23 protein-coding genes are annotated in these 24,216 nt (G+C 64.4%); 12 read left to right on the top strand and 11 right to left on the bottom strand.

The window, feature by feature from the left end:
• Positions 1 to 320 (bottom strand): Glu/Leu/Phe/Val dehydrogenase dimerization domain-containing protein (locus tag NN5_RS04180; protein ID WP_281190396.1); only part of this gene is annotated, 320 nt, incomplete at its 3' end.
• A gap of 429 nt (positions 321 to 749) precedes the next feature.
• On the opposite strand from NN5_RS04180, the gene NN5_RS04175 reads away from it, so the two are divergent.
• From NN5_RS04175 to NN5_RS04160, 4 genes are all read left to right on the top strand, one after another.
• Positions 750 to 1,952 (top strand): efflux RND transporter periplasmic adaptor subunit, encoded by a 1,203-nt coding sequence (locus NN5_RS04175; protein WP_067732764.1) that lies wholly within the window; start codon positions 750 to 752, stop codon positions 1,950 to 1,952.
• 7 nt (positions 1,953 to 1,959) lie between these two features.
• On the top strand, positions 1,960 to 5,157 hold the full coding sequence (locus tag NN5_RS04170; protein ID WP_067732763.1) for an efflux RND transporter permease subunit: 3,198 nt from the start codon (positions 1,960 to 1,962) through the stop codon (positions 5,155 to 5,157).
• The gene (locus NN5_RS04165) at positions 5,154 to 6,566 is read left to right on the top strand and encodes an efflux transporter outer membrane subunit (protein ID WP_067732762.1); all 1,413 of its coding nucleotides are present in this window, start codon (positions 5,154 to 5,156) and stop codon (positions 6,564 to 6,566) included. Before NN5_RS04170 ends, NN5_RS04165 begins: the two co-directional genes overlap by 4 nt.
• 170 nt (positions 6,567 to 6,736) lie before the next feature.
• On the top strand, positions 6,737 to 7,225 hold the full coding sequence (locus tag NN5_RS04160; protein ID WP_084384723.1) for a MarR family winged helix-turn-helix transcriptional regulator: 489 nt from the start codon (positions 6,737 to 6,739) through the stop codon (positions 7,223 to 7,225).
• A 250-nt stretch (positions 7,226 to 7,475) separates the two neighbouring features.
• Here NN5_RS04160 and NN5_RS04155 read toward each other — a convergent pair whose 3' ends face one another.
• From NN5_RS04155 to eno, 4 genes are all read right to left on the bottom strand, one after another.
• Positions 7,476 to 7,787 carry a hypothetical protein gene (locus tag NN5_RS04155; protein WP_067732761.1) on the bottom strand — a complete coding sequence of 104 codons (312 nt, stop codon included), beginning with the start codon at positions 7,785 to 7,787 and terminating at the stop codon, positions 7,476 to 7,478.
• 217 nt (positions 7,788 to 8,004) lie between these two features.
• A complete protein-coding gene (locus NN5_RS04150; RefSeq protein ID WP_067732760.1) occupies positions 8,005 to 8,451 on the bottom strand; it encodes a MarR family winged helix-turn-helix transcriptional regulator in 447 nt (148 codons plus the stop codon).
• A gap of 83 nt (positions 8,452 to 8,534) precedes the next feature.
• The gene (gene acuI / locus NN5_RS04145) at positions 8,535 to 9,518 is read right to left on the bottom strand and encodes an acrylyl-CoA reductase (NADPH) (RefSeq protein ID WP_067732759.1); all 984 of its coding nucleotides are present in this window, start codon (positions 9,516 to 9,518) and stop codon (positions 8,535 to 8,537) included.
• 340 nt (positions 9,519 to 9,858) lie between these two features.
• Positions 9,859 to 11,145, bottom strand: a complete 1,287-nt coding sequence (gene eno / locus NN5_RS04140) for a phosphopyruvate hydratase (protein WP_067732758.1) — start codon at positions 11,143 to 11,145, stop codon at positions 9,859 to 9,861.
• A 176-nt stretch (positions 11,146 to 11,321) separates the two neighbouring features.
• Here eno and NN5_RS04135 point away from each other — a divergent pair, with 176 nt between their 5' ends.
• From NN5_RS04135 to NN5_RS04115, 5 genes are all read left to right on the top strand, one after another.
• On the top strand, positions 11,322 to 11,837 hold the full coding sequence (locus NN5_RS04135) for a hypothetical protein (protein ID WP_067732757.1): 516 nt from the start codon (positions 11,322 to 11,324) through the stop codon (positions 11,835 to 11,837).
• A 27-nt stretch (positions 11,838 to 11,864) separates the two neighbouring features.
• Entirely contained in the window at positions 11,865 to 12,260 is a 396-nt protein-coding gene (locus tag NN5_RS04130) for a phage holin family protein (RefSeq protein ID WP_067732756.1), read from the top strand.
• Complete coding sequence (locus NN5_RS04125; protein WP_067732755.1) at positions 12,260 to 12,583, top strand: hypothetical protein; 324 nt, start codon at positions 12,260 to 12,262, stop codon at positions 12,581 to 12,583. The genes NN5_RS04130 and NN5_RS04125 overlap by 1 nt, the downstream gene beginning before the upstream one ends.
• Entirely contained in the window at positions 12,570 to 13,136 is a 567-nt protein-coding gene (locus tag NN5_RS04120; RefSeq protein ID WP_067732754.1) for a hypothetical protein, read from the top strand. Before NN5_RS04125 ends, NN5_RS04120 begins: the two co-directional genes overlap by 14 nt.
• A 129-nt stretch (positions 13,137 to 13,265) precedes the next feature.
• Positions 13,266 to 13,487, top strand: a complete 222-nt coding sequence (locus NN5_RS04115; RefSeq protein WP_067732753.1) for a DUF4170 domain-containing protein — start codon at positions 13,266 to 13,268, stop codon at positions 13,485 to 13,487.
• Between the two features lie 96 nt (positions 13,488 to 13,583).
• Here the strand turns inward: NN5_RS04115 and greA are convergent, their stop codons facing one another.
• From greA to carA, 6 genes are all read right to left on the bottom strand, one after another.
• Positions 13,584 to 14,060, bottom strand: a complete 477-nt coding sequence (gene greA / locus NN5_RS04110; protein WP_067732752.1) for a transcription elongation factor GreA — start codon at positions 14,058 to 14,060, stop codon at positions 13,584 to 13,586.
• Between the two features lie 106 nt (positions 14,061 to 14,166).
• Positions 14,167 to 17,490: a carbamoyl-phosphate synthase large subunit gene (carB, locus tag NN5_RS04105; protein WP_067732751.1), complete on the bottom strand. Its 3,324-nt coding sequence runs from the start codon at positions 17,488 to 17,490 to the stop codon at positions 14,167 to 14,169.
• Positions 17,490 to 17,897, bottom strand: a complete 408-nt coding sequence (locus NN5_RS04100; RefSeq protein ID WP_157081001.1) for a hypothetical protein — start codon at positions 17,895 to 17,897, stop codon at positions 17,490 to 17,492. Before NN5_RS04100 ends, carB begins: the two co-directional genes overlap by 1 nt.
• A 17-nt stretch (positions 17,898 to 17,914) precedes the next feature.
• On the bottom strand, positions 17,915 to 18,043 hold the full coding sequence (locus NN5_RS27150; protein WP_281190394.1) for a hypothetical protein: 129 nt from the start codon (positions 18,041 to 18,043) through the stop codon (positions 17,915 to 17,917).
• Positions 18,040 to 18,342, bottom strand: a complete 303-nt coding sequence (locus NN5_RS04095) for a hypothetical protein (RefSeq protein WP_067732749.1) — start codon at positions 18,340 to 18,342, stop codon at positions 18,040 to 18,042. The genes NN5_RS27150 and NN5_RS04095 overlap by 4 nt, the downstream gene beginning before the upstream one ends.
• Position 18,343: 1 nt before the next feature.
• Entirely contained in the window at positions 18,344 to 19,522 is a 1,179-nt protein-coding gene (carA, locus tag NN5_RS04090) for a glutamine-hydrolyzing carbamoyl-phosphate synthase small subunit (protein WP_067732748.1), read from the bottom strand.
• 160 nt (positions 19,523 to 19,682) lie between these two features.
• On the opposite strand from carA, the gene NN5_RS04085 reads away from it, so the two are divergent.
• Genes NN5_RS04085 through rpoD form a run of 3 tightly spaced genes read left to right on the top strand, consistent with a single transcriptional unit; the run spans position 19,683 to position 24,092 of the window.
• The gene (locus NN5_RS04085; protein ID WP_067732747.1) at positions 19,683 to 20,135 is read left to right on the top strand and encodes a GatB/YqeY domain-containing protein; all 453 of its coding nucleotides are present in this window, start codon (positions 19,683 to 19,685) and stop codon (positions 20,133 to 20,135) included.
• A gap of 22 nt (positions 20,136 to 20,157) precedes the next feature.
• Positions 20,158 to 22,029, top strand: a complete 1,872-nt coding sequence (gene dnaG, locus NN5_RS04080) for a DNA primase (protein WP_067732746.1) — start codon at positions 20,158 to 20,160, stop codon at positions 22,027 to 22,029.
• Positions 22,030 to 22,073: 44 nt separating this feature from the next.
• Positions 22,074 to 24,092, top strand: coding sequence for an RNA polymerase sigma factor RpoD (rpoD, locus tag NN5_RS04075; RefSeq protein WP_067732745.1), 2,019 nt, complete (start codon positions 22,074 to 22,076; stop codon positions 24,090 to 24,092).
• The last annotated feature ends 124 nt before the right edge of the window (positions 24,093 to 24,216 follow it).

The raw sequence follows: 24,216 nt of genomic DNA, 5'->3' as shown, positions 1-24,216 counted from the left end.
ACGCTTTCCGTCACTGACGGATGGAAGCGGATGCCGCCCTTGTAGGGCCCGATCGCATTGTTGTTCTGCACGCGCCAGCCGCGCTGGACGCGAATGCTGCCATTGTCATCCTCCCAGCAGACGCGGAAGCTGACGACCCGGTCTGGCTCGGCGATGCGGCGCAGGATCTGCTGTTCGTGGTACTCCTCCTTGTCGCCAATGAAGTCGAAAATGTCCTCCGCGACTTCCTGCACGGCTTGCACGAATTCCGGCTGATAGGGATTGCGGCGCTTCACGCCTTCCATAAAGCCATTGAAATCCACATGGTCCGAAACCGCCATGATACTCCCCTCTCCATTTCAGGCCTTTGCCTGCTTCCTGTTTTCAGCCGGGAGAGTAGTCGTACAAGTCATGAGCGTACAGTCGATTTTAAATCCCCATCGAGGTCAGGGACTATCAGTTTACGGACTTGTACTGCGATCGAGAGGACGACAGGTCAGGCAAAACCCTATTTCTCTTGCAGCAATGGCAGAAGGCATCGCCGTAATCCTTCCACGGCCCCGTCACGCTGGGATCGCAGACCCAGCCTCGCACTACGACGATCCGGATCGCGAACGGACAGATCGGATGACTTGACCCGGTACGTGACAGGACAACGTCATAGTTCGTCGTAAAGTGTCGCAACTGTGTAAGGGTGCTTGCAGCAGGCGCGGAATGCCTCAATAGCTCCCCGCAATCGTCAGAAAGCTTAGAAATTGGTTCCTTTCTCCATGCCCCCCGCGCCCGCGCGTTCGATCGCCTTCTCCTGCCGCCTCGCTTTCGGCGTCCTGGCAGCCGCTACGCTCGCCTCGTGCTCGGGTGATTCCAAAGGCGGGCAAGAGCGTCCCCCTGCGCAGGTCGGGTATATCGTCGCGCATGTGTCCGACGTTCCGATCGGCGTCTCGCTCAGCGGCCGCACGGTGGCTTTCGAAACCTCCGAAGTGCGCCCGCAGGTGACAGGCGTCATCCGCAAGCGGTACTTCACCGAAGGCGGCTATGTGCGCGCCGGACAGCCGCTGTTCCAGATCGATCCGAGCCTGTATCAGGCCGCAGTCAATCAGGCGCAGGCCAATCTCGCCAGCGCCAGGGCCTCTGCTGACGCCGCGGTTGCCAAAGCCGATCGCTACAAGCCGCTTGCCGACATGGAGGCAGTGGCCAAGCAGGACTACACGGACGCTCTGGCCAGCGCCCGCGTCGCCAAAGCGTCAGTGGCGCAGATGGCCGCCGCTCTCGACACGGCCAAAGTCAACTTGCGCTTCACGACGGTCCCGGCCCCGATCAGCGGCCGCATCGGCCGTTCGCTGTTCACGGTCGGCGCGCTGGCCAGTGCCAGCCAGTCCGATCCTCTGGCCCTGATCCAGCGCACCGATCCGATCTATGTCGACATGCAGCAGTCCGCCACGGAGATGGTCGCCCTGCGACACAAGCTGGCCGCAGGCGGCGTCAAGCCCGGCAGCACGCAGGTCCACCTGATGCTGGACGGCGGCACGTCCTATGCCCTGCCGGGAACCGTCCAGTTTTCCGAAGTGACTGTCGATGAAAGCACAGGCACCGTGACGCTGCGCGCGCGCTTCCCCAATCCGGACGGGATGCTGCTGCCGGGAATGTTCGTCACGGCCACGTTCGATCAGGCCACCGATCCCAACGCCATTCTGGTCCCCCAGACCGCCGTCCAGCGCGATTTCGACGGCAGCGCCTACGTGATGGTGGTGGGAGACGGTAACAAGGCGGCCCGCCACACGGTAACGGCGGTTCGCACTTATGGTACGAACTCTGTCATCACCGCCGGCCTCAAGCAGGGCGAAAAGGTCATCGTGCAGGGGCTGAACGGCCTCAAGCAGGGGGCTGCGATCAAGCCTGTCGAAGCTTCCAGCCCGCAACCGGTGGGGCCGCCGAAGGCCGCCGCCGGCGCCTCTGCGAGCAAGGGCAGCTGAGCCCGGCATGTCACGCATATTCATCGACCGGCCCATTTTCGCATGGGTTCTCGCGATTGTCGTGATGCTGGCCGGCATCGGCGCGCTGAACTACCTGCCGAACGAACAGTATCCGGACATCGCGCCGACGCAGGTCAACATCCGCGCCACCTATCCCGGCGCTTCCGCCGAGACGATCGAGAACAGCGTCACCCAGATCATCGAGCAGCAGCTGACCGGCATCGACGGCCTGCTCTATTTCAGCTCGCAGTCGTCCAACCGTGGACAGGCCACGATCAGTGCCGTCTTCGCCAAGGGCACCGATCCCGACATTGCGCAGGTCCAGGTCCAGAACAAGGTCCAGACCGCCCTGTCGCGCCTGCCCCAGTCGGTGCAGGACCAGGGCGTGCGGGTCACCAAGTCGAACCCGGACCAGCTGCTGCTGGTCGTGGTCTATGATGAGACCGACACCCGCTCGAACCAGGACGTGTCGGACTACCTCTCTTCCAATATCCAGGACCCGCTTTCCCGCGTCGAAGGTGTCGGCGAAGTCAACGTCTTCGGTGCGCCGCACGCCATGCGCATCTGGCTCGATCCGAACAAGCTGGCCGCTGTCGCGCTGATGCCCAGCGACGTGATCACGGCCATCAAGGCGCAGAACACCGAAGTCGCTGCCGGCGAACTCGGTGGCCTGCCCGCCCCCGCAGGACAGGCCATCGACGCCATCGTTACGGCCGGATCGCGCATGCAGACGGTCGACCAGTTCCGCAATATCGTGCTGAAGAACCAGACCGATGGCTCGGCCGTGACGATCGGTGACGTCGCGCGTGTCGAAATCGGAGCGGAAAACTACAGCTCGGCCAGCCGCTTCAACGGTCATCCCGGTGCGGGCATTTCCATCTCGCTTTCGCCCGGCGCCGATGCACTGGCGACTGCGGAGGCCGTAAAGGCCAAGATGCAGCAGCTCTCCGCCACCATGCCGGACGGGCTGAAATTCACCTACGGAAACGATTCCACGGAGTTCATCAAGCTCTCGGTCTCCGAAGTCGAAAAGTCGCTCTTCGAGGCCATTGTCCTCGTCGTGATCGTGATGTTCGTGTTCCTGCAGAGCTGGCGGGCAACACTGATCCCGGCGATCGCCGTCCCGGTCGTACTGCTGGGAACCTTCGCGCTGTTCTATCTCGTCGGCTTCTCGATCAACACGATGACCCTGTTCGGGCTGGTGCTGGCGATCGGCCTGCTGGTCGACGACGCCATCGTCGTGGTCGAGAACGTCGAGCGCCTGATGGAAGAAAATCCGGGCATGTCCGCGCGCGAGGCCACCATCAAGTCGATGGAGGAAATTCAGGTCGCGCTGATCGCCATTGCCCTGGTGCTGTCGGCCGTGTTCCTGCCCATGGCCTTCTTCGGCGGCTCGACCGGCGTGATCTACCGCCAGTTCTCGCTGACCATCGTTTCGGCCATGGTGCTCTCGGTGCTGGTCGCGCTGATCCTCAGCCCGGCCCTTACCGCCACTCTCCTCAAGCCCAGGCAGCCCGACGGCCATACCGTTCCCACACAGATCGAGCACCGGTTCCCGGCGCTGGCGCGCGGCTGGGAGAAGTTCCACACCGGTTTCAACCACGCCATCGAACGCATGACCCATGCCTATGTCCACCGGACCGGGCAGGTGGTTGAACACAAGTGGCGCTGGCTGGGGATATTCGTGCTGGTCTGCATTGCCACGATGATGCTGTTCCAGCGGTTGCCGACCGGCTTCCTGCCCAACGAGGACCAGGGCAATATCATGGTCCAGTGGCGCATGCCCGCCGGTACGCCCCGTGAAAAGACCCAGGAAGTCCAGCGCGAGGTGGAGAAGTACTTCCTCACCCACGAGAAGAACAACGTCTGGGGCATTTTCACAGTGGCTGGCGGAGGCTTCGGCGCTTCGGGACAGAACACCGGCCAGGGCTTCGTCAAGCTCAACAACTGGGATGAGCGCAAGGGTGAGGAAAACAGCGCCGAGGCCATCGTTCAGCGCGCCAGCGCCGCTTTCCGGGGGCTTCGCGATGCGCAAGTCTTCACTCTGGTCCCCGGCGCGATCCGCGGCCTCGGGCAGTCCTCGGGCTTTACGATGGAGCTGCAGAACCGCACCGGCATGAGCCGCGAGAAGTTCGAGGAAGCCCGTGACAAGCTGCTCGGCGAAGCCATGCAGAACAGCGAGCTTGCCAGCGTCAGGCTGAGCGACCTGCCCGACGTTTCGACGCTCAAGATCAGCACCAACACGCGGGCCCTGACCGCCTACGGTCTTTCCCCCAGCAATGTGAACGCGACGCTGGCGACGGCATGGGGCGGCACTTACGTCAACGACTTCATCGACAAGGGCCGCGTCAAGAAAGTCTATGTCCAGGGCGATGCGCAGTTCCGCTCGCGTCCGGAGGATCTCTCGCAATGGTATGTGCGCGGGTCTGACGGCCAGATGGCGCCGTTCTCCGCCTTCTCGACGGTCGACTGGTCGACCGCGCCGAGTTCGACCTCGCGCTTCAACGGCCTTCAGGCTTACGAATTCTCGGGCACACCCGCGCCGGGCGTCAGCTCGGGCACGGCGATGAACGTGATGGAAAAGCTGGCCTCCGATATCCCGGGCACCAGCGTCGCCTGGTCGGGCTCGTCCTATCAGGAACGGCTGTCCTCGGGGCAGGCACCGGTGCTCTACGCGCTCTCGCTGCTCGTCGTGTTCCTGTGCCTTGCCGCGCTCTATGAAAGCTGGTCGATCCCGGTGGCCGTGGTTCTGGTCATTCCGCTCGGCCTGCTGGGCGCGATCGCCTTTACGACGCTGCGCGGCCTGCAGAACGACGTGTACCTGCAGATCGGCCTGCTCACGACCATGGGCCTTGCTGCCAAGAATGCGATCCTCATGATCGAATTCGCCGAACAGGCCGAAAAGCAGGGTATGAGGGTGATCGACGCCGCCCTGCTGGCGGCCCGCATCCGCCTGCGCCCGATCCTAATGACCAGCTTCGCCTTCATCTTCGGCGTGCTGCCGCTCGCCACGGCGACCGGCGCCGGGGCCAACAGCCGTATCGCGATCGGCACGGCCGTGGTCGGCGGTATGCTCACCGCCACGGTCCTGGCGATCTTCTACATCCCGCTGTTCTTCGTGCTCGTGCGCCGCGGCGTGCGCGACGGGCTCGCCGCGGGAAGGAAATGGCTGCGCTCGCACGACCTTTCCGGAGATGAAGCATGAAGCGCGTGACTTCCGCGAGACTGGCCCTTTCCCTGCTGCCCGCCATGGCGCTGGGCGCCTGCTCGCTCGCTCCGAAGTATCTGGCCCCGGCGCCGCCGGTTCCGGCCTCCTGGCCAGCCGGAGACGCCTATCTGGCACAAAGCGAAGCGGACCTGCCGCTGGTCTCCTACAAGGAGATCTTCCGCGATCCCCGGCTGCAGGCGCTGATCGAACAGGCCCTCATCGCCAACCGGGACCTGCGCGTCGCGGCCGCCAATGTCGCTGCCGCCCGCGCCCAGCTGACAGTCACGCGCGCCAACCAGTTTCCAGCGCTGAGCGTGGACGGGACAGCCGCACGCAAGGAAACCGGTGGCATCACCACAGGCGACGGCTGGTCCTATTCGGCGCAAGGCGGCATGTCGAGCTTCGAGCTGGACCTGTTCGGCAAGCTCCAGAACGCGACCGAGGCCCAGCGCAATACGGCGCTCTCGACCGAAGCCTCGGCCCGCACCGTGCGGCTTGGGCTGGTGGCCGATCTGGCACAGGCCTGGGCAGCCTATGCGGCTGACAAGGACCTGCTCACGATCGCGCAGTCGACCGTCGCCAATGCCGAAGACAGCCTCCGCCTGACCACCGCCCGCCTCAAGGGCGGCATCGCGCCGCGCACGGACCTGAGCCAGGTGCAGCAGGTGCTGGAAACGGCCAAGGGCGATGTCGCCTCGCAGACGACCGCGCTGGCGCAGGACATCAACGCGATCCGCCTGCTGGTCGGCGCCGACTTCGACCGCTCCCTGCTTCCCGGCAGCATCGACGACGTCAACAAGGAGCTGGCCGTGCTGCCCGCGGGCACCAGTTCGCAGGTCCTTCTGCGCCGTCCGGACGTGATCTCGGCCGAATACGATCTGCGCGCCGCCAATGCCGATATCGGCGTGGCCCGTGCCGAGCTGTTCCCCAGCATCTCGCTGACCGGCCTGCTCGGCTTTGCCAGCGATGCCCTCTCGTCCCTGTTCGATCACGGCTCCTTTGCCGCTACGGCGAGCGGCACGGCAAGCTGGTCGATCTTCAACGCGGGCGGCAAGGCGGCCAATGTGAAAGTGACCAAGGCGCGGCGCGATGCCGCGCTGGCCACTTACGAAAAGGCGATCCAGACCGCTTTCAGCGAAGTCGCCGACGCGCTGGCCGATCAGGGAACGCTGGCCGAGCGGCTGCGGGCGGCAAGCGCCTATACGGCCGCCGCGCAGGATACCGCGCGGCTGACCGAGGCGACTTACAAGCAGGGCATTGCCAGTTCGCTGGACAACCTCGATGCCCAGCGCAGCCTCTACACCGCCCGCAAGGCGGAAGTGGCCGTACGCCTGCAGGCCGCCACCAACCGGATAACGCTCTACCGCGTGCTGGGCGGAGACCAGGCGAGCCCTCCCCCGGAATAGAGCGCGGGTTTGTCCACGGCTCAGCAAGGGTCAGGCCGCGCATGGTGAAGACGATCGATTGACGCAAGCGATCCTCTGCACGATATACTAACCTACGAAAGCAGTCGCCGCCGCGACAGGGCACAGCCCGGCGATTGCAGTTCCCCATGCCGGACAGCGAGGAGTAACGCGTGGCGAGCGACGCCGACAACAAGACGACTGATCTGCGCAAGGATCCGTTCCGCATTGGCGACGAGAATCCCAAGCGGCAGGTCAGCCTGCGCATGACGGTTATCTCACGTCTTCAGCGCAACAGCTTCGACCGCAAGGTTGCCACGCTGAATGTCACCCTTTCGCAGTGGGCGATGATCGCGATCGTTGCCCGCTATCCGGGCTCGACCCAGCGCACGATCGCCGAATATCTGGAAATGTCCGAGGCTTCGGCAGGCCGCCTGATCGATCGCCTTTGCGCCGACGGCCTGCTGGAACGGCGCGACCGCCGCGACGACCGGCGCGCGCGCGCCGTCTATCCGACCACCAAGGCGGAACCGCTGCTGACCAAGCTGGCCGCGATCGCCTCCGAAAGCGAACAGCGCATGTTCCACGGATTTTCGGATGAAGAAGTCGGGCAGCTGCTCAACTTCATGGACCGCATCTACGACAACGTGAGCCGCGGCTAGAGTGATTTCGAGGCAGGTGGAATCACCTGCCAGCTCGGAAATCACGGCAAACAAAGAATTTCCCAGAGCCGGTCTGGTTCAATCTGAACCGGAGCGGCTCTAGAACGATTTCCAGGGCGATCCTGTTCAATCCGAACCGGATCGCTTCTGGCTTGCCTCGATCTTCCCGCCCGCTTTCACCTGCCCATCGCGAAAACAGAAAGGGCGGCCCCGAAGGACCGCCCTTTCCGTCTTGAGAGCTCGTGAAAGCTTACTTCGCAGTCGCGACTTCCTTCTTCGACAGCGAAGTCGTGATCTTGCCGTCAACTTCGCTCACGGTCGAAACCGGAACGGTGATGAGACGGCCGTTCAGAATGACCTGCGGATTACCGTCGGTGTTGACGCGATAGATCGGGGCAATGCGGTAGCCGTTCGACGCGTAGAGCATCGTGCCAGCGTTGAGCTGAACCGGAGCGGCAGCTTCTTCGGTGACTTCGTGAACGGCCTGGGTGGTTTCAGCGAAAACCGCGGTCGGGGCGAACGCGAGGGCCGCGACAGTGGCGAGAGCGGCAAACTTGTTCATCGTGCAAACTCCGAAATACGTTTCAAGTGTTGTTTCAACTTCCTAACCTAGGTTAGGGGTCAGCCCACCAAAGTCAATTGCAATTGTTGCAACTGCAAAGGCAGTTTCGTCAACACGAAGAATTCGCCAGCTTTCCCGCCATTTCATCATGCGCCGCAGTGCAGCATCAGTCTGGGAAATCCCAAGCCGACTGCCTGCGCTCGGAAGCGATACCGGCTCAGTCGTTCTGCGAACCGGTATCGGCCGCTCGCCCGGTCAGGTTTTCCAGCATCTTGTCGAGTATGCGGAGCAGTTCCGCCGTTTCGTCCTCCGACACGCCCCTGAGCGCCTCGCTGGACGTTTCTGAAGCCAGCGGTTGCAAGCGCTCGGTAATCTCGCGCCCGCGGCCGGTCAGGTAGAGCCTCCAGGCCCTGCGGTCCGCCGGATCGGCGCGGCGCTCGACAAGGCCGGCCTCCTGCATACGGTCGATCATCCGCCCGGCGGTGATCGGCTCGACTTCGAGGATATCCGCCAGGCCGCCCTGCTTGATGCCCTCGTACCGCTGCAGCACGCTGAGCACGAGCCATTGCGGGCGCGTCACGCCGATTTCGCGCGCACGCCCGTCAAACGCGCGCCGCATCAGCCGCGCGACTTGTGCCAGGACCGTGCCCACCCTCCGTTCCATCCGCCCAGAACTAGTAGGCCTGCTTAGTATTGGCCAGACAAATCTCGGCCGGACAAATACCGAGCTGCCCGAACAGCCGGAAGTCAGGCGTTCACATCGACGACGTAGCGGCCCTTCACTTCGCCCGACATGAACTTCCCGGCGGCATCGATGGCATCGCTCAGGCCGATGGTCTGGGCGATCGTGTCGAGCACGGCCGGGTCGAGATCCCGGGCGAGACGATCCCAGGCCTTCAGGCGCCGGGCCTTGGGCGCCATGACGCTGTCGATGCCGAGCAGCGAAATGCCGCGCAGGATGAACGGCATCACCGTGGCTGGAAAGTCCATGCCCTGCGCCAGACCACAGGCCGCGACGGCGCCGCCGTACCGGGTCTGGGCACAGGCATTGGCAAGCGTGAAACTGCCCGCCGTGTCCACCACGCCGCCCCAGCGCTCCTTCTGCAGCGGCTTGCCCCTTTCGGACATCTCGGCACGGTCGATGACGGTCGCGGCCCCCAGCGCCTCGAGATAGCCGGCCTCGTCCGGCTTGCCGGTAAGCGCGGCAACCGCGAAGCCCAGCTTGCTCAGAAGCGCGATGGCCACCGAACCGACGCCGCCGGTGGCACCGGTCACGAGCACTTCGCCCTGCTCCGGCGTCACGCCTGCATCGACCAGCGCATCGACGCACAGGGCCGCTGTGTAACCCGCCGTGCCGATCGCCATGGCCTGCGCCGGAGTGAAAGCGTCCGGCAGTGGCACCAGCCACTCCCCTTTGAGCCGGGCCTTCTGGGCAAGCCCGCCCCAGTGGACCTCGCCCACTCCCCAGCCGTTGAGCACCACCCTGTCGCCCGCTTTCCAGTCGGCATGGCTGCTCTCGATGACAGTACCGGCAAGGTCGATGCCCGGTACCATCGGGAACTTGCGCACGACCGGCGAACTGCCGGTGATGGCAAGACCATCCTTGAAGTTGAGAGTCGAGAACGCGACCGCGATGGTCACATCGCCTTCAGGCAGCGCGCGCTCGTCGAGCTGCTGCACCGTCACACTCTGGCCTTCGCCGGTCTTGTCGATCACGATGGCGGAAAACATGGAATACTCCCTTCCTCCCGGTGCCCTTCGACCACGCACGCAGCGTGCATGGCCGAGGCGAAGTGAGACGACGCGTCGAGGCTAACCCCGGCCTTTCCGCCCATCCCGGACAAAACCGCAAAATCATCACACCGCAGACGCACCGCGACTCCGGGAAAGATCCCGGCCCGCGCCGTGCATACCGCGAAAAGTGCAGGATTTCATGGCCGAAACGCCGCGGCCATCCGCCGCGCATCGCATCACCGGCCTCATGGCCCCAGAGCGAAAACGGAGCCGAAAGGACAAGGGCCAGGGCCGGGTCCCGCAAACGGGAACCGGCCCTGGCCCTGACAAGTTCCGATCAGAGGCTCAGGCGGCCGAAAGCCCCGGCACCGGCATAACGCGACGCCTTGCCCAGTTCTTCCTCGATGCGGATGAGCTGGTTGTACTTGGCAAGCCGGTCCGAACGGGCCAGCGAGCCGGTCTTGATCTGGCCGCAGTTGGTAGCGACGGCGAGGTCGGCGATCGTCGAATCCTCGGTCTCGCCCGATCGGTGCGACATGACGGCGGTGTAGCCCGCACGGTTGGCGATCGAGACCGCTTCGAGCGTCTCTGTCAGCGAGCCGATCTGGTTGACCTTCACCAGCAGCGAGTTGGCCAGGCCCTGCTCGATGCCCATGGTCAGGCGCTTGGGGTTGGTCACGAAGAGGTCGTCACCCACGAGCTGCACCTTGTCGCCGATCTTGTCGGTCAGCGCCTTCCAGCCCTCGAAATCGTCCTCGCTCATGCCATCCTCGACCGAAACGATCGGATAGGCGGCGCACAGGTCGGCGAGATAGTCGGCGAAGGCGACCGGATCGAGCGAGAGGCCCTCGCCAGTGATCTCGTACTTGCCGTTCTTGAAGAACTCGGTCGAGGCGCAGTCGAGCGCGAGCTGGATGTCGGTGCCCGGCTTAAAGCCCGCCTTCTCGATCGAGGCCATCACGAAGTCGAGCGCATCGCGGGTGCTGGCAAGGTTCGGGGCGAAACCGCCCTCGTCGCCCACCGAGGTCGACAGCCCCTTTTCCGCCAGGCCCTTCTTGAGCGTGTGGAACACTTCCGAGCCCCAGCGCACCGCTTCGGCGATCGAGCCGGCGCCCACCGGCATGATCATGAATTCCTGGAAATCGATCGGGTTGTCGGCATGTTCGCCGCCGTTGATGATGTTCATCATCGGCACCGGCAGGACATGCGCGGACACGCCGCCGATATAGGAATAGAGCGGCAGACCGCGCGCGTTGGCCGCGGCCTTGGCAGCGGCAAGGCTGACACCGAGGATGGCGTTGGCGCCCAGGCGGCTCTTGTTCTCGGTGCCGTCGAGTTCGATCATCGACAGGTCGAGGTCGCGCTGGTCTTCGGCATCCATGCCGACGAGCGCCTCGGCGATCTCGGTGTTGACGGCATCGACGGCCTGCAGCACGCCCTTGCCGAGATAGCGGCCCTTGTCGCCATCGCGCAGCTCGACGGCTTCATGCGCACCGGTCGAAGCGCCCGAAGGAACCGCCGCCCGGCCGAAGCTGCCATCCTCAAGCAACACGTCCACTTCGACAGTGGGATTGCCGCGGCTGTCGAGAATTTCGCGGCCGTGGATGTCGATGATCGCGGTCATTGGTACGGGTCTCCTCCTGCCGGCGCCCGTTTGCGCCGTTTCGGGCGCTCTAAGCGGGGGAACTGCGCCTGACAAGTTGCGTTGGAGCACTATCGCGCAAGTTGTGTTACTCTGCGCGCGCACCATCTATAGGGTAGTCAGCCCGCACCACGGGCCCAAGAAGGAAGGAAACCGCCATGGCCGATCCCACCGCCCCCGCCGAAGACAGCACCCAGAACGCCAAGAATCACTTCACCAAGGCCATGGAAGAAGCCAAGGCCGGCGCTCAGGCCCTGGCCGGCGAGTGCCGGGACAAGATTTCGCAGACCACCGGCGAGTGGACCGGTGAGGCTAAGACCAAGTCAGACGAGGCCAAGGACAAGGCCAGCGCCTTTGCTGCCGACGCCAAGGTCAAGGCGGCGGAATACGCCAATGAAGGCAAGGCCCGCACCAGCCAGGCGATCGTCGGCCTGTCCAAGATGATCGACGAGAACGCCGCCCTGATCGACGACAAGGTCGGCCCCAAGTACGGCGACTATGCCCGCAGCGCTTCCAAGTCGATGCAGGACGCGGCCGCCAAGCTGGACGAGAAGTCGCTCGACGAACTGGGCGAGGACGCCAAGGAATTCGTCCGCAAGAGCCCGGGCCTTGCCGTGGGCATGGCCGTGGCCGCCGGCTTCCTGTTCGGCCGCCTGTTCAAGAAGAGCAAGTAAGGCCGCGCGGGGGCCACGACCGAAACAATGCAGCCATCCAGTGAAGACCTTGCTCCCCTCGCCGGCGCGGATGCCGCGGCGGCCGGGGGGCTCTCGTTCGCCGAGGACCTGCGCCAGCTTGCCGACGAGGCAAAGGTGCTGGCGCAGGCCGAATTCGCCTTCCAGAAATCCCGCGCCGCCTATGCCGGTTCGGAAACCAGAGGCATTGCCGGACTGCTCGTGGTGGCAGCGGTGCTGGTGTTCTTTGCCGTCATGGCCCTCGTGACCGGAACCGTGATCGCCCTGGGGCCCTTGCTGGGCCTGTGGGGCGCCATGGCGGCGGTCACGCTGGGGCTGCTGCTGCTGGCTGGCCTGTGCGCCCTGGGTGCCCGGTCGAAACTGAAGCGGATGATGGCTATTATCGCAGACGAGAAAAACGCCTGATGAGCAAGCTTGCAGACCAGGTTCTCGCCGACCGCGCGGCACGCGATGCCGCCCGTGCCGCATTCGACTCGCACTACGGCGCGCTCAAGGCCGACATGGAGGAGCGCGGCATTGCCGGACGCATCGCCGACGAGACCATGGATCAGGCCAAGGGCATGTTCGACGAGGCGGTGGCCGTGGCCGAAAGCCACCCCGGCGTGATCGGCGGAACCATTACCGCTTTGCTGCTTTGGATATTCAGGACCACGATCATCACCTGGGCCGGGCAAGCGCTCGAACCGGTGCTGGAAAAAGTAAAGGAACTGGGCCGTGACCAAGACTGATCCGACAAAGCCCGTCACCCCGCCGCCGGCGGCGAACAACGTCGTGCCCCTGCAGCCCCCTGTCGAGACGCCGCGGCCGCACGAGAAGGTGGTGTCCTTCGTCAAGCGCCACCCCGTGCTTACCGTCGCAGGCGCTCTTGCCGCCGGTGCGGCGGTGAGCGCGCTGCTGCCCCGCAAGACCGGGCGCAAGACCCTCGGCAAGGCCCTGAGCCTCGCAGAAGCGGCCGGTGCCGCATCTGTGATGTTCGGGCGCGAAGCGGGCGAAAAGGCGCACAGCCTCGGCTCCGGCGCGCGCGGGCAAGTCTCGCTGCTCGGCAGCAAGGCCGGGAAAGCCGGGCATGAGGCGGCGGACAAGCTGGAGAAATACGGCCTTGCCGCCCTCGCCGCAGCCAGTGCCCTCGGGCGGGCGACGGCCAGGCGGGCTGGCGAACTGGGCGAAACCGCCGCGGAAAAGGCTGCGGAGAAGGCTGCCCGGATCGGCCACAGCGCCAGCGAGCGCTCGCATCAGGCCATGGCTGCAGCGAGCGACCTGAAGAAGCGCATCACGCCTTGACATTATCCATTATTGATAATAGTTCGCATTATTATAAAAAGCCTGACGCAGGCGTGATCCGCTCTTGCCCATTGCCTTGGCAAAACCTATAGGGGCGCTCTCCTCCCAATCATGAAAGCGGCCTCTCCCATGCAAAAGCTTCACCTCGTCATGGGCGGCCGGGTCAAGGACCCGCGCAGCCTTGAATTCGTCGATCTCAGCACTATGGACCTTGTCGGCGTCTATCCCGACTTCGCCGCCGCGCAGGACGCGTGGAAGTCGGCAGCCCAGCGTACGGTTGACGATGCGGAAATGAAGTACGTGATCGTGCACCTGCACCGCCTGCTCGAACCCGAACTGCCCGAAGGCTGAGCCGCCGGTTCACGCGCTGCGAACAACAAGAAAAGGGCCGGCATCGCTGCCGGCCCTTTTCTTTTGCCGTCCGGGCCCCGCGAGGCCCAGGTCCGGTCAAATGAACTCGATGCTCTGCACCAGGTAGAACTTGTCGCCCGACGGCACGGTCACTTCGATCTCGTCGTCGACCTTGCGCCCGATCAGCGCCTTGCCGAGCGGTGAGTTGTAGCTGATGCGGCCGACCTTGGCATCCGCCTCGTAAGGGCCGACGATCTGGTAGCGCACCGGCTTGTCGTCATCGTCGAGCAGCGTCACGGTCGCGCCGAAGATCACCTTGTCGCTCGAAAGCGTCGTGGGATCGATGATCTGCGCGCGGCTGACCTTGTCCTCAAGATCGCCGATCGTGGCTTCGACCTGCCCCTGACGCTCCTTCGCCGCGTGATACTCGGCATTTTCCGAAAGGTCGCCGTGGGCACGCGCTTCCTCGATGGCATCGACGATGCGGGGCCGTTCCTCGCGCAGCGCCTTGAGTTCCGCAGTCAGCCTTTCATAGCCTTCTGCAAGCATCGGCAGCTTTTCGATACTGGCCATTCTTCTATCTTCCTCCTGTTGCCCCCCGGAGCGCTGCGACACCTCGACTGTCCCGCCCCTCATGGGACCGGCCGACCTGCAGCGATGTGGGGGAGCAAGATCGATTTCAGTTATAATAATCCTGCAACGAGCGCACTTCAAGCTGGCTGCCGCGCAAGGCAGAGATCGCCTGCGCCGCCGCGACGCTGGCGGCCGCCGTCGTGAAGTACGGCACCTTGCCCGTCAGCGCGGAACTGCGGATCGACTGCGAGTCCTTGAGGCTCTGCCAGCCTTCGGTGGTGTTGAAGATCAGCGCGATCTCGCCATCGACGATCTTGTCGACAATGTGCGGACGGCCTTCGGCCACCTTGTTGACCGGCTCCACCGGCAAGCCGGCATCGGCCAGATACTTCTGCGTTCCACTGGTGGCGATGATCCGGAAGCCATTGGCGACCAGTTCCTTCACCGCCGGCAGGATGACCGGTTTGTCGCTGCTCTTGACCGAGACGAAGACCGTGCCGCCTTCCGGCAGTTTCATGCCCGCACCAAGCTGTGCCTTGAGGAAGGCCGTGGCAAAATCGTCATCGATTCCCATGACTTCGCCGGTAGACTTCATTTCCGGTGTAAGCACCGGATCGACGCCGGGGAAGCGCGCCCAGGGGAACACTGCTTCCTTCACCGCCATGTAGTCGAGATCGCGCTTGAACGGCGGGAACTCGGACAGCTTCTCGCCCGCCATCACGCGCGAGGCGATCTTGGCGACCGGCTGACCGATGGCCTTGGCCACGAACGGCACGGTGCGCGAGGCACGCGGGTTCACCTCGATGAGGTAGACCTGGCCGTCCTTCACGGCGAACTGCACGTTCATCAGCCCGCGCACGCCCAGCGCCAGCGCCAGTGCTTCGGCCTGACGCTCCATTTCCTCAATGATGCCGGCAGGCAGGCTGTAGGGCGGCAGCGTGCAGGCGCTGTCGCCCGAGTGGATGCCCGCTTCCTCAATGTGCTGCATGACGCCGGCGACAACGACCTGCTCGCCATCGCACAGGGCATCGACGTCGCATTCGATCGCATCGCGAAGATACTGGTCGATCAGCACCGGGCTCGAACCCGAGACCTGCACGGCGGTGGCGATGTAGTCGTCGAGCTGCTGCTCGCTGTCCACGATCTCCATCGCCCGGCCGCCGAGCACGTAGCTGGGGCGCATCAGCACCGGATAGCCAATGCGGCTGGCGACCGCGACGGCCTCGTCGCGGCTGCGGGCAATGCCGTTGGCGGGCTGCTTGAGGCCGAGCTTTTCGACGAGCGCGGCAAAGCGCTCGCGGTCTTCGGCCAGGTCGATCGCATCGGGCGACGTGCCGAGGATCGGGATACCTTCATCCTCCAGCGCCTGCGCCAGCTTGAGCGGCGTCTGGCCGCCGAACTGGACGAGAACACCGACCAGTTCGCCGTTCTGCTGCTCGACGCGCAGGATTTCCAGCACGTCTTCCCCGGTCAGCGGCTCGAAATAGAGGCGGTCGGAAGTGTCGTAGTCGGTCGAGACGGTCTCGGGATTGCAGTTGACCATGATCGTCTCGAAACCGGCCTCGGCCAGCGCGAAGCAGGCATGAACGCAGCAGTAGTCGAACTCGATGCCCTGGCCGATGCGGTTCGGACCGCCGCCGAGGATCACGATCTTCCTGCGGTCGGACGGCATAGCCTCGTCCTCCGGCTCACCGAAACTGGGCACCTCGTACGTCGAGTACATGTAGGGCGTGACCGCCTCGAACTCGGCCGCGCAGGAATCGATGCGCTTGAACACCGGGTGGACGCCCAGCTTCTTGCGCAGCGCCCGCACTTCGTCCTCGCTGGTGGCGCCGGCCATGGCGCGCAGCGTGTCGTGCAGCAGGCCCGAGCGCTTCGCCTGGGTTTCGCCCAGACCGCCCGCGACATGGATCGAGCGCACCGCGAGCGTCGCCAGACGCTTGTCGGAAAAGCCCATGCCCTTGAGACGGCGCAGGCCAGCCGCGTCGATCGGCAGCCCGTCCTTCATGATCTTCGCCTCTTCGGCGATGATCTCTTCGATATGGCGCAGGAACCACTTGTCGTAGTGGGTGATGGCGTGGATCTCGTCGACCGTGAAGCCTTCGCGGAACGCCTGCCCGACATTGAGCAGACGCTCCGGCGTCGCCTTCGACAGCGCCGCCGTGATCGTGTCGCGCCCGGCGCCTTCCAGTTCGGGAACACGGTTGAAGCCGTCGAGCCCGGTCTCCAGACCGCGCAGCGCCTTCTGCATCGATTCCTTGATGTTGCGGCCAATCGCCATGACTTCGCCGACCGACTTCATCGCGGTGGTCAGCAGCGGCTCGGCGCCTTTGAACTTTTCGAAGGCGAAGCGCGGGATCTTGGTGACGACGTAGTCGATCGTCGGCTCGAACGCGGCCGGCGTGGCGCCGGTGATCTCGTTCATGATCTCGTCGAGCGTATAGCCCACCGCCAGCTTGGCGGCGACGCGCGCGATCGGGAAGCCGGTGGCCTTCGAGGCCAGCGCTGAAGAGCGCGAGACGCGCGGGTTCATCTCGATGACGATCAGGCGGCCATCCTTCGGATTGACTGCGAACTGTACGTTCGAACCACCTGTTTCCACACCGATTTCACGCAGAACCTCGATCGAGGCCGTGCGCATGATCTGGTATTCCTTGTCGGTCAGCGTCAGGGCCGGAGCGACCGTGATCGAGTCGCCGGTGTGGACGCCCATCGGATCGACATTCTCGATCGAGCAGATGATGATGCAGTTGTCGTGCTTGTCGCGCACGACCTCCATCTCGTATTCCTTCCAGCCGAGCAGCGACTCCTCGATCAGGACTTCGGTGGTCGGCGAGGCATCCAGGCCCGAGCGCACGATCGTCTCGAACTCGGCCTTGTTGTAGGCCACGCCGCCGCCGGTGCCGCCCAGCGTGAAGCTGGGGCGGATGATCGAGGGCAGGCCCGTCGTCTCCAGCACCGCAAAGGCCTCATCCAGCGTATGCGCCGTGCCGGAACGCGCGGATTCGAGGCCGATCTTGTCCATCGCCTCGCGGAACCGGGTGCGGTTCTCGGCCTTGTCGATGGCATCGGCATTGGCGCCGATCATGGTGACGCCGTACTTGTCGAGCGTGCCGTTCTCGTAGAGCGCCAGCGCGCAGTTCAGCGCAGTCTGCCCGCCCATCGTCGGGAGCACCGCGTCGGGGCGCTCCTTCTCGATGATCTTGGCCACCACTTCGGGCGTGATCGGCTCGACATAGGTGGCATCGGCCATGTCCGGATCGGTCATGATCGTGGCCGGGTTCGAGTTCACCAGAACGACCCGGTAGCCCTCTTCCTTGAGTGCCTTGATCGCCTGGGTGCCCGAATAGTCGAACTCGCAGGCCTGACCGATGATGATCGGGCCGGCGCCGATGACGAGGATCGAGGAAATGTCTGTGCGTTTGGGCATTACTGGTCCAGTTTCTCGAATTGGGCATAGGCTTCGTCGAAGCCGGTCATGATGCGGTCCTCGACCCCATCGGGAAGTTTGCAGTTCAGGCGGGCGTTATGCATATCCTGCGCAATCGCCGCCTTCAGGCTGGCGCTGCGCGCGGCAAGGTTTTCCCCCTCCGGCTCGATACTTTCCTTGATGTACCACGAATTGCCGGAACAGGGCTCGACCGCCACCTTGAGCGAATTGTAGTCCTCGGGATCGTATGCGTAAGTGACTGTCATGCCGTCCATGCTGCGCGACATGACGGCCGGCGAGTCCTCCGTCTGCACCACCGTCCACCCGGACACGCCGGGTTCGGCAGCAGCGGCCATGAGGACCATTCCAGGCACGAGTAGCGCGTAACGCGGCATAAAGCGGGACATGCGAAGCCTCCTCCGGATCACCCTGCCAGTTCACCGAACGCCTTGCCCCGGAATGCGGGGGCTTCGGCTTCGGTTCTGGCAAGATCGAGGTCGGTGGCGGGACCGGCAACGTAGCAGGCGATCATAGGCAGGGTAAGATCACTCATGGCTTGGTCTCTCTCTCGCTCTGTCCCTTGATCTTCACGGCATAGTCGATGCTGACCTGCGGCAATCGCGCCCGCAACTCGCCCAACACGCAAGCCTGCTTCGCCTGCGGCATCCCGGAAGGAGGGTCAAACTTCACCTTGTCTTCCTCGATCGTGATCGTCTTGGCGGAAATCCCGCATTTCGCCGCCACGGTCGCGACTTTCGCCTCGCTCAGCAACGCCGGCCTTGGCGGCGGCTTGCTGTCGCAAGCTGCCAGCAGGCCGCACGGGACCAGAAGCAAGGCGGCGAAAGCCCTCACCTCAGGCCAGCATCCCGACGAACTTCTCGAACAGGTAGAAGCTGTCCTGCGGCCCCGGGCTCGCCTCGGGGTGGTACTGCACGCCGAACGCGCGCTTGCCCTTGATGGCGATGCCGCAGTTGGAACCGTCGAACAGCGACACATGGGTCTGCTCGACCGAGTCGGGCAGCGTGGTGTTGTCGACCGCAAAGCCGTGGTTCATCGAGGTGATCTCGACCACGCCGTCTTCCAGCCGCTTGACCGGGTGGTTGGCGCCGCGATGGCCCTGGAACATCTTGGCCGTCTTCGCGCCCGCCGCAAGGCCGAGCATCTGGTGGCCAAGACAGATGCCGAAGATCGGAACATCGCGCTCCAGCAGTCCCTGGATCACCGGCACGGCATATGCGCCGGTCGCCGCCGGGTCGCCCGGGCCGTTGGACAGGAACACGCCGTCGGGCGCCAGTTCGAGGATCTTTTCCAGCGGCGTCTCGGCAGGCACCACGGTCACGCGGGCGCCGGCCTTCACCAGATTGCGGAAGATGTTGTCCTTGGCGCCATAGTCGATCGCGATGACGTGCGGGCGCGCATCGCGCGGGGAACGGCCATAGCCCTTGCCCAGCGTCCAGGTGGAACCTTCCCAGTCCTCCTGCGCGCGGCGAGTCACGATCTTGGCAAGGTCCATGCCTTCCAGCCCCGGCCATTCCTGCGCCTTCCTGAGCAGGGCGGGAATGTCGAACGCGCCCGCCGGATCGTGCGCGATGACGGCGTTGGGCGCGCCGGAAAGGCGAATGCGGCGGGTCAGCGCGCGGGTATCGACACCGGCCAGGCCGATCTTGCCCTTGCCCGCCAGCCAGTCGCCGAACTCGCCGTGCGAGCGGAAGTTGGAGGCCGGAGTCACGTCCTCGCGCACGATGCAGCCGACCGCGCCCTCGACTTTCGATTCCAGGTCTTCCTCATTCACACCGACATTGCCGATGTGCGGGAAGGTGAACGTCACGATCTGCCCGGCATAGGACGGATCGGTCATGATCTCCTGATACCCGGTCATGGAGGTGTTGAAGCAGACTTCGCCGACGGCCTCACCGACCGCGCCGAAGCCACGCCCCCAGATCACGCTCCCGTCGCTCAGGACGAGGACGCCTGTCGCATTTTCCGGCTGGGGGGCCGGCTTGGGCGCAAGCGAAGATGCGGCGTCGGCCATTATGGGTCGCTCCGTTTGAGGCGTTTCTGACGATGAGTGCTAAGGCTCAGCCGCTAGACACGGTTGTGCATGGCGTCAAGGCGCGAGGGTGCAATTTACCGCGCAGCTTGCTAACTTTTGCGCAGCCACGTTCCACACTCACCAGGAAAACAGAAGAACAATGATTCGCGATTCGATCAAGGCCGCACAGATTTCCGCCATGAAGGCCGGCGACAAACCGCGCCTCGCCGCCGTGCGCCTCATCCTCGCCAAGGTCAAAGACCGCGACATCGAACTGCGCACCGCCACCGAAACGCCGGACGACGATGCCATGGTGATCGACGTGCTGCAGAAGATGGTCAAGCAGCGCCGCGAATCGATCAAGCTGTTCGAGGAAGGCGGCCGCCCCGAGAAAGCCGAAGAGGAAAAGGCCGAACTCGTCGTGATCGAGGAATTCCTCCCCGCACAGATGTCGGAAGAGGACACCAAGGCCGCGATCGAGGCGATCAAGGCCGAAACGGGCGCTGCCGGCATGAAGGACATGGGCAAGGTCATGGGCCTGCTCAAGGAACGCCACGGCGCCCAGCTCGACATGGGCAAGGCCAGCGGCTGGGTGAAGGCCGCGCTGAGCTGAAACACAGAAGGCGGCACCCATCGTGCTGACACCCCAATGGCTCGATCAGCTTAGATCCCGTATCACGCTCTCGACGCTGATCGGCCGTTCAACGCGCCTGCAGAAGGCCGGGCGCGAGTACAAGGCCTGCTGCCCGTTCCATAACGAGAAGACCCCCAGCTTTCACGTCAACGACGAAAAGGGGTTCTACCACTGCTTCGGCTGCGGAGCCCACGGCGACGCCATCCGCTGGATGACCGACCACCAGGGCCTCGCCTTCATGGACGCGGTCAAGGAACTCGCGGCCGAAGCGGGCATGGACGTGCCCGCCCCCGATCCGCGCGCGGCAAAAGCGGCGGAGAAGCGCGATACGCTGCATGATGTGATGGCCGCCGCGCAGGAATGGTTCGTCCACAACCTGTCCGGCCCGGAAGGCGAGGCCGCGCGGCGTTATCTCGCCACACGCGGGTTCGATGCGCATACCGTGCAGCGTTTCGGCTTCGGCTATGCGCCCGAAGGACGGCAAGCGCTGAAGGAGGCCCTCTCCCGCTTCCCGCAGCCGATGCTGATCGAGGCGGGCCTCAGGATCGAAGTCGAGGGCCGCGATCCCTACGACCGGTTCCGGGGCCGCCTGATGCTGCCGATCGAGGACGCGCGCGGGCGGGTGATCGCCTTCGGCGGGCGCATCCTCTCGAAAGAGAAGACCGATGCCCCGAAATACCTGAACTCGCCCGACACCCCGCTCTTCGACAAGGGGCGCACGCTCTACAACCTCCACCGCGCCGCGCCGGCCGCGCGCCAGTCGGGGCGGATGGTGGTGGTCGAAGGCTACATGGACGTCATCGCACTGGCCGCCGCCGGGATTGCCGAATGCGTCGCCCCGCTCGGCACCGCGCTCACCGAGCCCCAGATCGAGATGCTCTGGCGCCATGTCGAAATGCCGATCCTGTGCTTCGACGGCGACGCGGCAGGCCAGCGCGCAGCCATGCGCGCGATCAGCCGCGCCCTGCCCCTGCTGCGCCCGGCCCATTCACTGCGCATCGTCCGCCTGCCCGAAGGGCTCGATCCTGACGACCTGATCAAGGCCCGGGGCGCCAAGGCCATGCAGGACGTGCTGGGCGAGGCCCGGCCGCTGATCGACGTGCTCTGGGAAGCCGAGCGCGATGCCCAGCCGCTCAGCACGCCCGAGGACAAGGCCGGCCTCAAGGCCCGGCTGATGGACCATGTCGATGCGATCCAGCATCCCGACATCGCCAGTCTCTACCGCCGCGAATTGCAGGACCGCTATTCCGCCTTCGCCTTTCCCAAGCGCGAAAGCCGCTGGGAGGGGGGCGGCGGCAAACCGGCTTTCCAGCCCCGGCCGCGCAGCGGCAAGTGGCAACCCGGCCGCCCGGCCCCTGCCCCCTCCTCGCCCGAATCGATCAGCAGGCTCACCGCCCGTTACGAAGGGGGCGGCATGCGCGACGGGCTGTCCGCAGCCGTGCTGGCCGGACTGATCCGCTGGCCCGGCCTGCTGAACCACCACGCCGAGGCGCTGGCCCGTACCGCGGGGCTCGATCCACGCTTCGAAATGCTGATCGATTGCTTTCAGACCCAGGGACCGCTTGAAAGCCCGCAGTGGGAAACCATATTACGGGAAAATGGCGTAGAATCTCCTCGATCCTCGGAATATTCCGGCTTTCGCTTCAGCTTCCTCGGGAATGACAGCGACCCCCAGAAATCGACGGAGGAACTTACGCAAGCAATCCAGCTTCTGATCGAGCGGCCCGTGCTCGAAGCAGCCCTTAAAGCTGCAACGGAACGGCACGAGCGAGAGTTTACCGATGAAACTTTTGCCGAACAGCAACGGCTGCGCGAGAGAAAGCTGGAATTTGACACTCGCCTCAGGCAAATGGCGACCAGACATGCGTCGTGATTGTATAATTATATCACGAAGGCACCGGGGATAACGGCGGAAGAATGAGCAAAAACGACAATACCGGCGGCGACAACATCGACGGCAACGACGCACCGCTGATCGACCTCAACGAGGCCTCGATCAAGAAGCTGATCGCGCGCGCCAAGCGGCGCGGCGTGATCACGGTCGACGAACTGAACGAGGCGCTGCCGCAGGACCAGATGTCCACCGACCAGATCGAGGACATCATGGCCGCGATCTCGGAAATGGGCGTCAACATCGTCGAGAACGACGAAGACGCGCAGGCGGACGACGAGGACGACGTCGAGGAAGTCGATTCGGACGAATCCGCGCCGAAGATGATCATCGACACCAAGAAGAAGGAAACCGTCGAGCGCACCGACGACCCGGTGCGCATGTACCTGCGCGAGATGGGCGCGGTCGAACTGCTCAGCCGCGAGGGCGAAATCGCCATCGCCAAGCGCATCGAAGCCGGCCGGGACATGATGATCCTGGGCCTGTGCGAAAGCCCGCTCACCTTCCACGCCATCATCCAGTGGTCCGAAGCGCTCAACAACGGCGAGATGCAGCTGCGCGAGATCCTCGATCTCGACGCCATGCTCTCGAAGGAACCGGCGCCGGAAAACCTCAACGAGGACGGCGAGAGCGACGACGACGGCGAGATCAGCGAAGCCACCGCCGGTCCCTCCTACAAGGAGGATGACGACGACGAGGAGGAAGAAACCTCCGAGGACGGCGAAGACGGCGAGGAAGGTTCCTCGCGCCGCAAGGAAGAGGACGACGAGGAGGACAACACTCTCTCGCTCGCCCAGATGGAAGCGGCACTGAAGCCCGAGGCTCTCGAAAAGTTCGCTGCCATCACCGATCTGTTCCAGACGTTCGAGAAGCTCCAGAGCGAGCGCCTCGAAGCGCTGGCGCTGGGCATCGATTTCCCGGCCGCCAAGGAAGACCAGTACCAGCAGCTGCGCGAAGACCTGACCGCGCAGGTGGAATCGGTGCAGTTCCACGCGACCAAGATCGAATACCTGGTCGACAACCTCTATGCCTACAACCGCCGCCTGACCACGCTGGGCGGCCAGATGCTGCGTCTGGCCGAGCGTCACAAGGTCAAGCGCGCCGACTTCCTGGAAACCTACATCGGCCGCGAGCTGGACGATAGCTGGCTCGCTGAAATGTCCAAGAAGGACAAGAAGTGGGCGGCCTTCTCCGAGAACGAGGCCGACTCGGTCGAGCGCATCCGCGCCGAAGTGGCCGATATCGCCGCTGCCACCGGCATGGCGCTCCCCGAATTCCGCCGCATCGTCAACATGGTGCAGAAGGCCGAACGTGAAGCGCGCATCGCCAAGAAGGAAATGGTCGAGGCGAACCTGCGTCTGGTGATCTCGATCGCCAAGAAGTACACCAACCGCGGCTTGCAGTTCCTCGACCTCATCCAGGAAGGCAATATCGGGTTGATGAAGGCGGTCGACAAGTTCGAGTACCGCCGCGGCTACAAGTTCAGCACTTACGCCACGTGGTGGATCAGGCAGGCGATCACCCGCTCGATCGCCGACCAGGCCCGCACGATCCGCATCCCGGTCCACATGATCGAGACGATCAACAAGCTGGTGCGCACCAGCCGCCAGTTCCTCCACGAGCAGGGCCGCGAGCCCACGCCGGAGGAAATGGCCGAGCGCCTGTCGATGCCGCTCGAAAAGGTGCGCAAGGTGATGAAGATCGCCAAGGAGCCGATCTCCCTCGAAACGCCGATCGGCGACGAGGAAGATTCGCATCTGGGCGATTTCATCGAGGACAAGAACGCGATCATCCCGGTGGATGCGGCGATCCAGTCGAACCTCAAGGAAACCGTCACTCGCGTCCTCGCCTCGCTCACCCCGCGCGAGGAACGCGTGCTGCGTATGCGCTTCGGCATCGGCATGAACACCGATCACACGCTGGAAGAAGTCGGCCAGCAGTTCTCGGTGACGCGCGAACGTATCCGCCAGATCGAGGCCAAGGCGCTGAGGAAGCTCAAGCACCCGAGCCGGTCGAGGAAGATGCGCTCGTTCCTGGATCAGTAAGAGAAAAGCCCCGCTTCGGCGGGGCTTTTTTGTGGCTGCGCGTGGCGGCGGTTGCCCGGCAGCGGGGATGCCGTGGGCGCCGGTAACGCGCGAACCAAGCGGCCTCCCCGCCTGCGCTTACGGC

The organism is Novosphingobium naphthalenivorans NBRC 102051 (assembly GCF_001590985.1).
In the GTDB taxonomy this organism is placed as follows: domain Bacteria; phylum Pseudomonadota; class Alphaproteobacteria; order Sphingomonadales; family Sphingomonadaceae; genus Novosphingobium; species Novosphingobium naphthalenivorans.
The sequence above is the reverse complement of the archived record's forward strand: the minus strand, read 5'-3'. Positions and strand labels throughout refer to the sequence as shown.

Coding starts and splice junctions, on each gene's coding strand:
- NN5_RS04175 (WP_067732764.1), top strand. CDS start 750: ATGCCCCCCGCGCCCGCGCGTTCGATCGCCTTCTCCTGCCGCCTCGCT.
- NN5_RS04170 (WP_067732763.1), top strand. CDS start 1,960: ATGTCACGCATATTCATCGACCGGCCCATTTTCGCATGGGTTCTCGCG.
- NN5_RS04165 (WP_067732762.1), top strand. CDS start 5,154: ATGAAGCGCGTGACTTCCGCGAGACTGGCCCTTTCCCTGCTGCCCGCC.
- NN5_RS04155 (WP_067732761.1), bottom strand. CDS start 7,787: ATGAACAAGTTTGCCGCTCTCGCCACTGTCGCGGCCCTCGCGTTCGCC.
- NN5_RS04150 (WP_067732760.1), bottom strand. CDS start 8,451: ATGGAACGGAGGGTGGGCACGGTCCTGGCACAAGTCGCGCGGCTGATG.
- acuI (WP_067732759.1), bottom strand. CDS start 9,518: ATGTTTTCCGCCATCGTGATCGACAAGACCGGCGAAGGCCAGAGTGTG.
- eno (WP_067732758.1), bottom strand. CDS start 11,145: ATGACCGCGATCATCGACATCCACGGCCGCGAAATTCTCGACAGCCGC.
- NN5_RS04135 (WP_067732757.1), top strand. CDS start 11,322: ATGGCCGATCCCACCGCCCCCGCCGAAGACAGCACCCAGAACGCCAAG.
- NN5_RS04130 (WP_067732756.1), top strand. CDS start 11,865: ATGCAGCCATCCAGTGAAGACCTTGCTCCCCTCGCCGGCGCGGATGCC.
- NN5_RS04125 (WP_067732755.1), top strand. CDS start 12,260: ATGAGCAAGCTTGCAGACCAGGTTCTCGCCGACCGCGCGGCACGCGAT.
- NN5_RS04115 (WP_067732753.1), top strand. CDS start 13,266: ATGCAAAAGCTTCACCTCGTCATGGGCGGCCGGGTCAAGGACCCGCGC.
- greA (WP_067732752.1), bottom strand. CDS start 14,060: ATGGCCAGTATCGAAAAGCTGCCGATGCTTGCAGAAGGCTATGAAAGG.
- carB (WP_067732751.1), bottom strand. CDS start 17,490: ATGCCCAAACGCACAGACATTTCCTCGATCCTCGTCATCGGCGCCGGC.
- NN5_RS04100 (WP_157081001.1), bottom strand. CDS start 17,897: ATGTCCCGCTTTATGCCGCGTTACGCGCTACTCGTGCCTGGAATGGTC.
- NN5_RS27150 (WP_281190394.1), bottom strand. CDS start 18,043: ATGAGTGATCTTACCCTGCCTATGATCGCCTGCTACGTTGCCGGTCCC.
- carA (WP_067732748.1), bottom strand. CDS start 19,522: ATGGCCGACGCCGCATCTTCGCTTGCGCCCAAGCCGGCCCCCCAGCCG.
- NN5_RS04085 (WP_067732747.1), top strand. CDS start 19,683: ATGATTCGCGATTCGATCAAGGCCGCACAGATTTCCGCCATGAAGGCC.
- rpoD (WP_067732745.1), top strand. CDS start 22,074: ATGAGCAAAAACGACAATACCGGCGGCGACAACATCGACGGCAACGAC.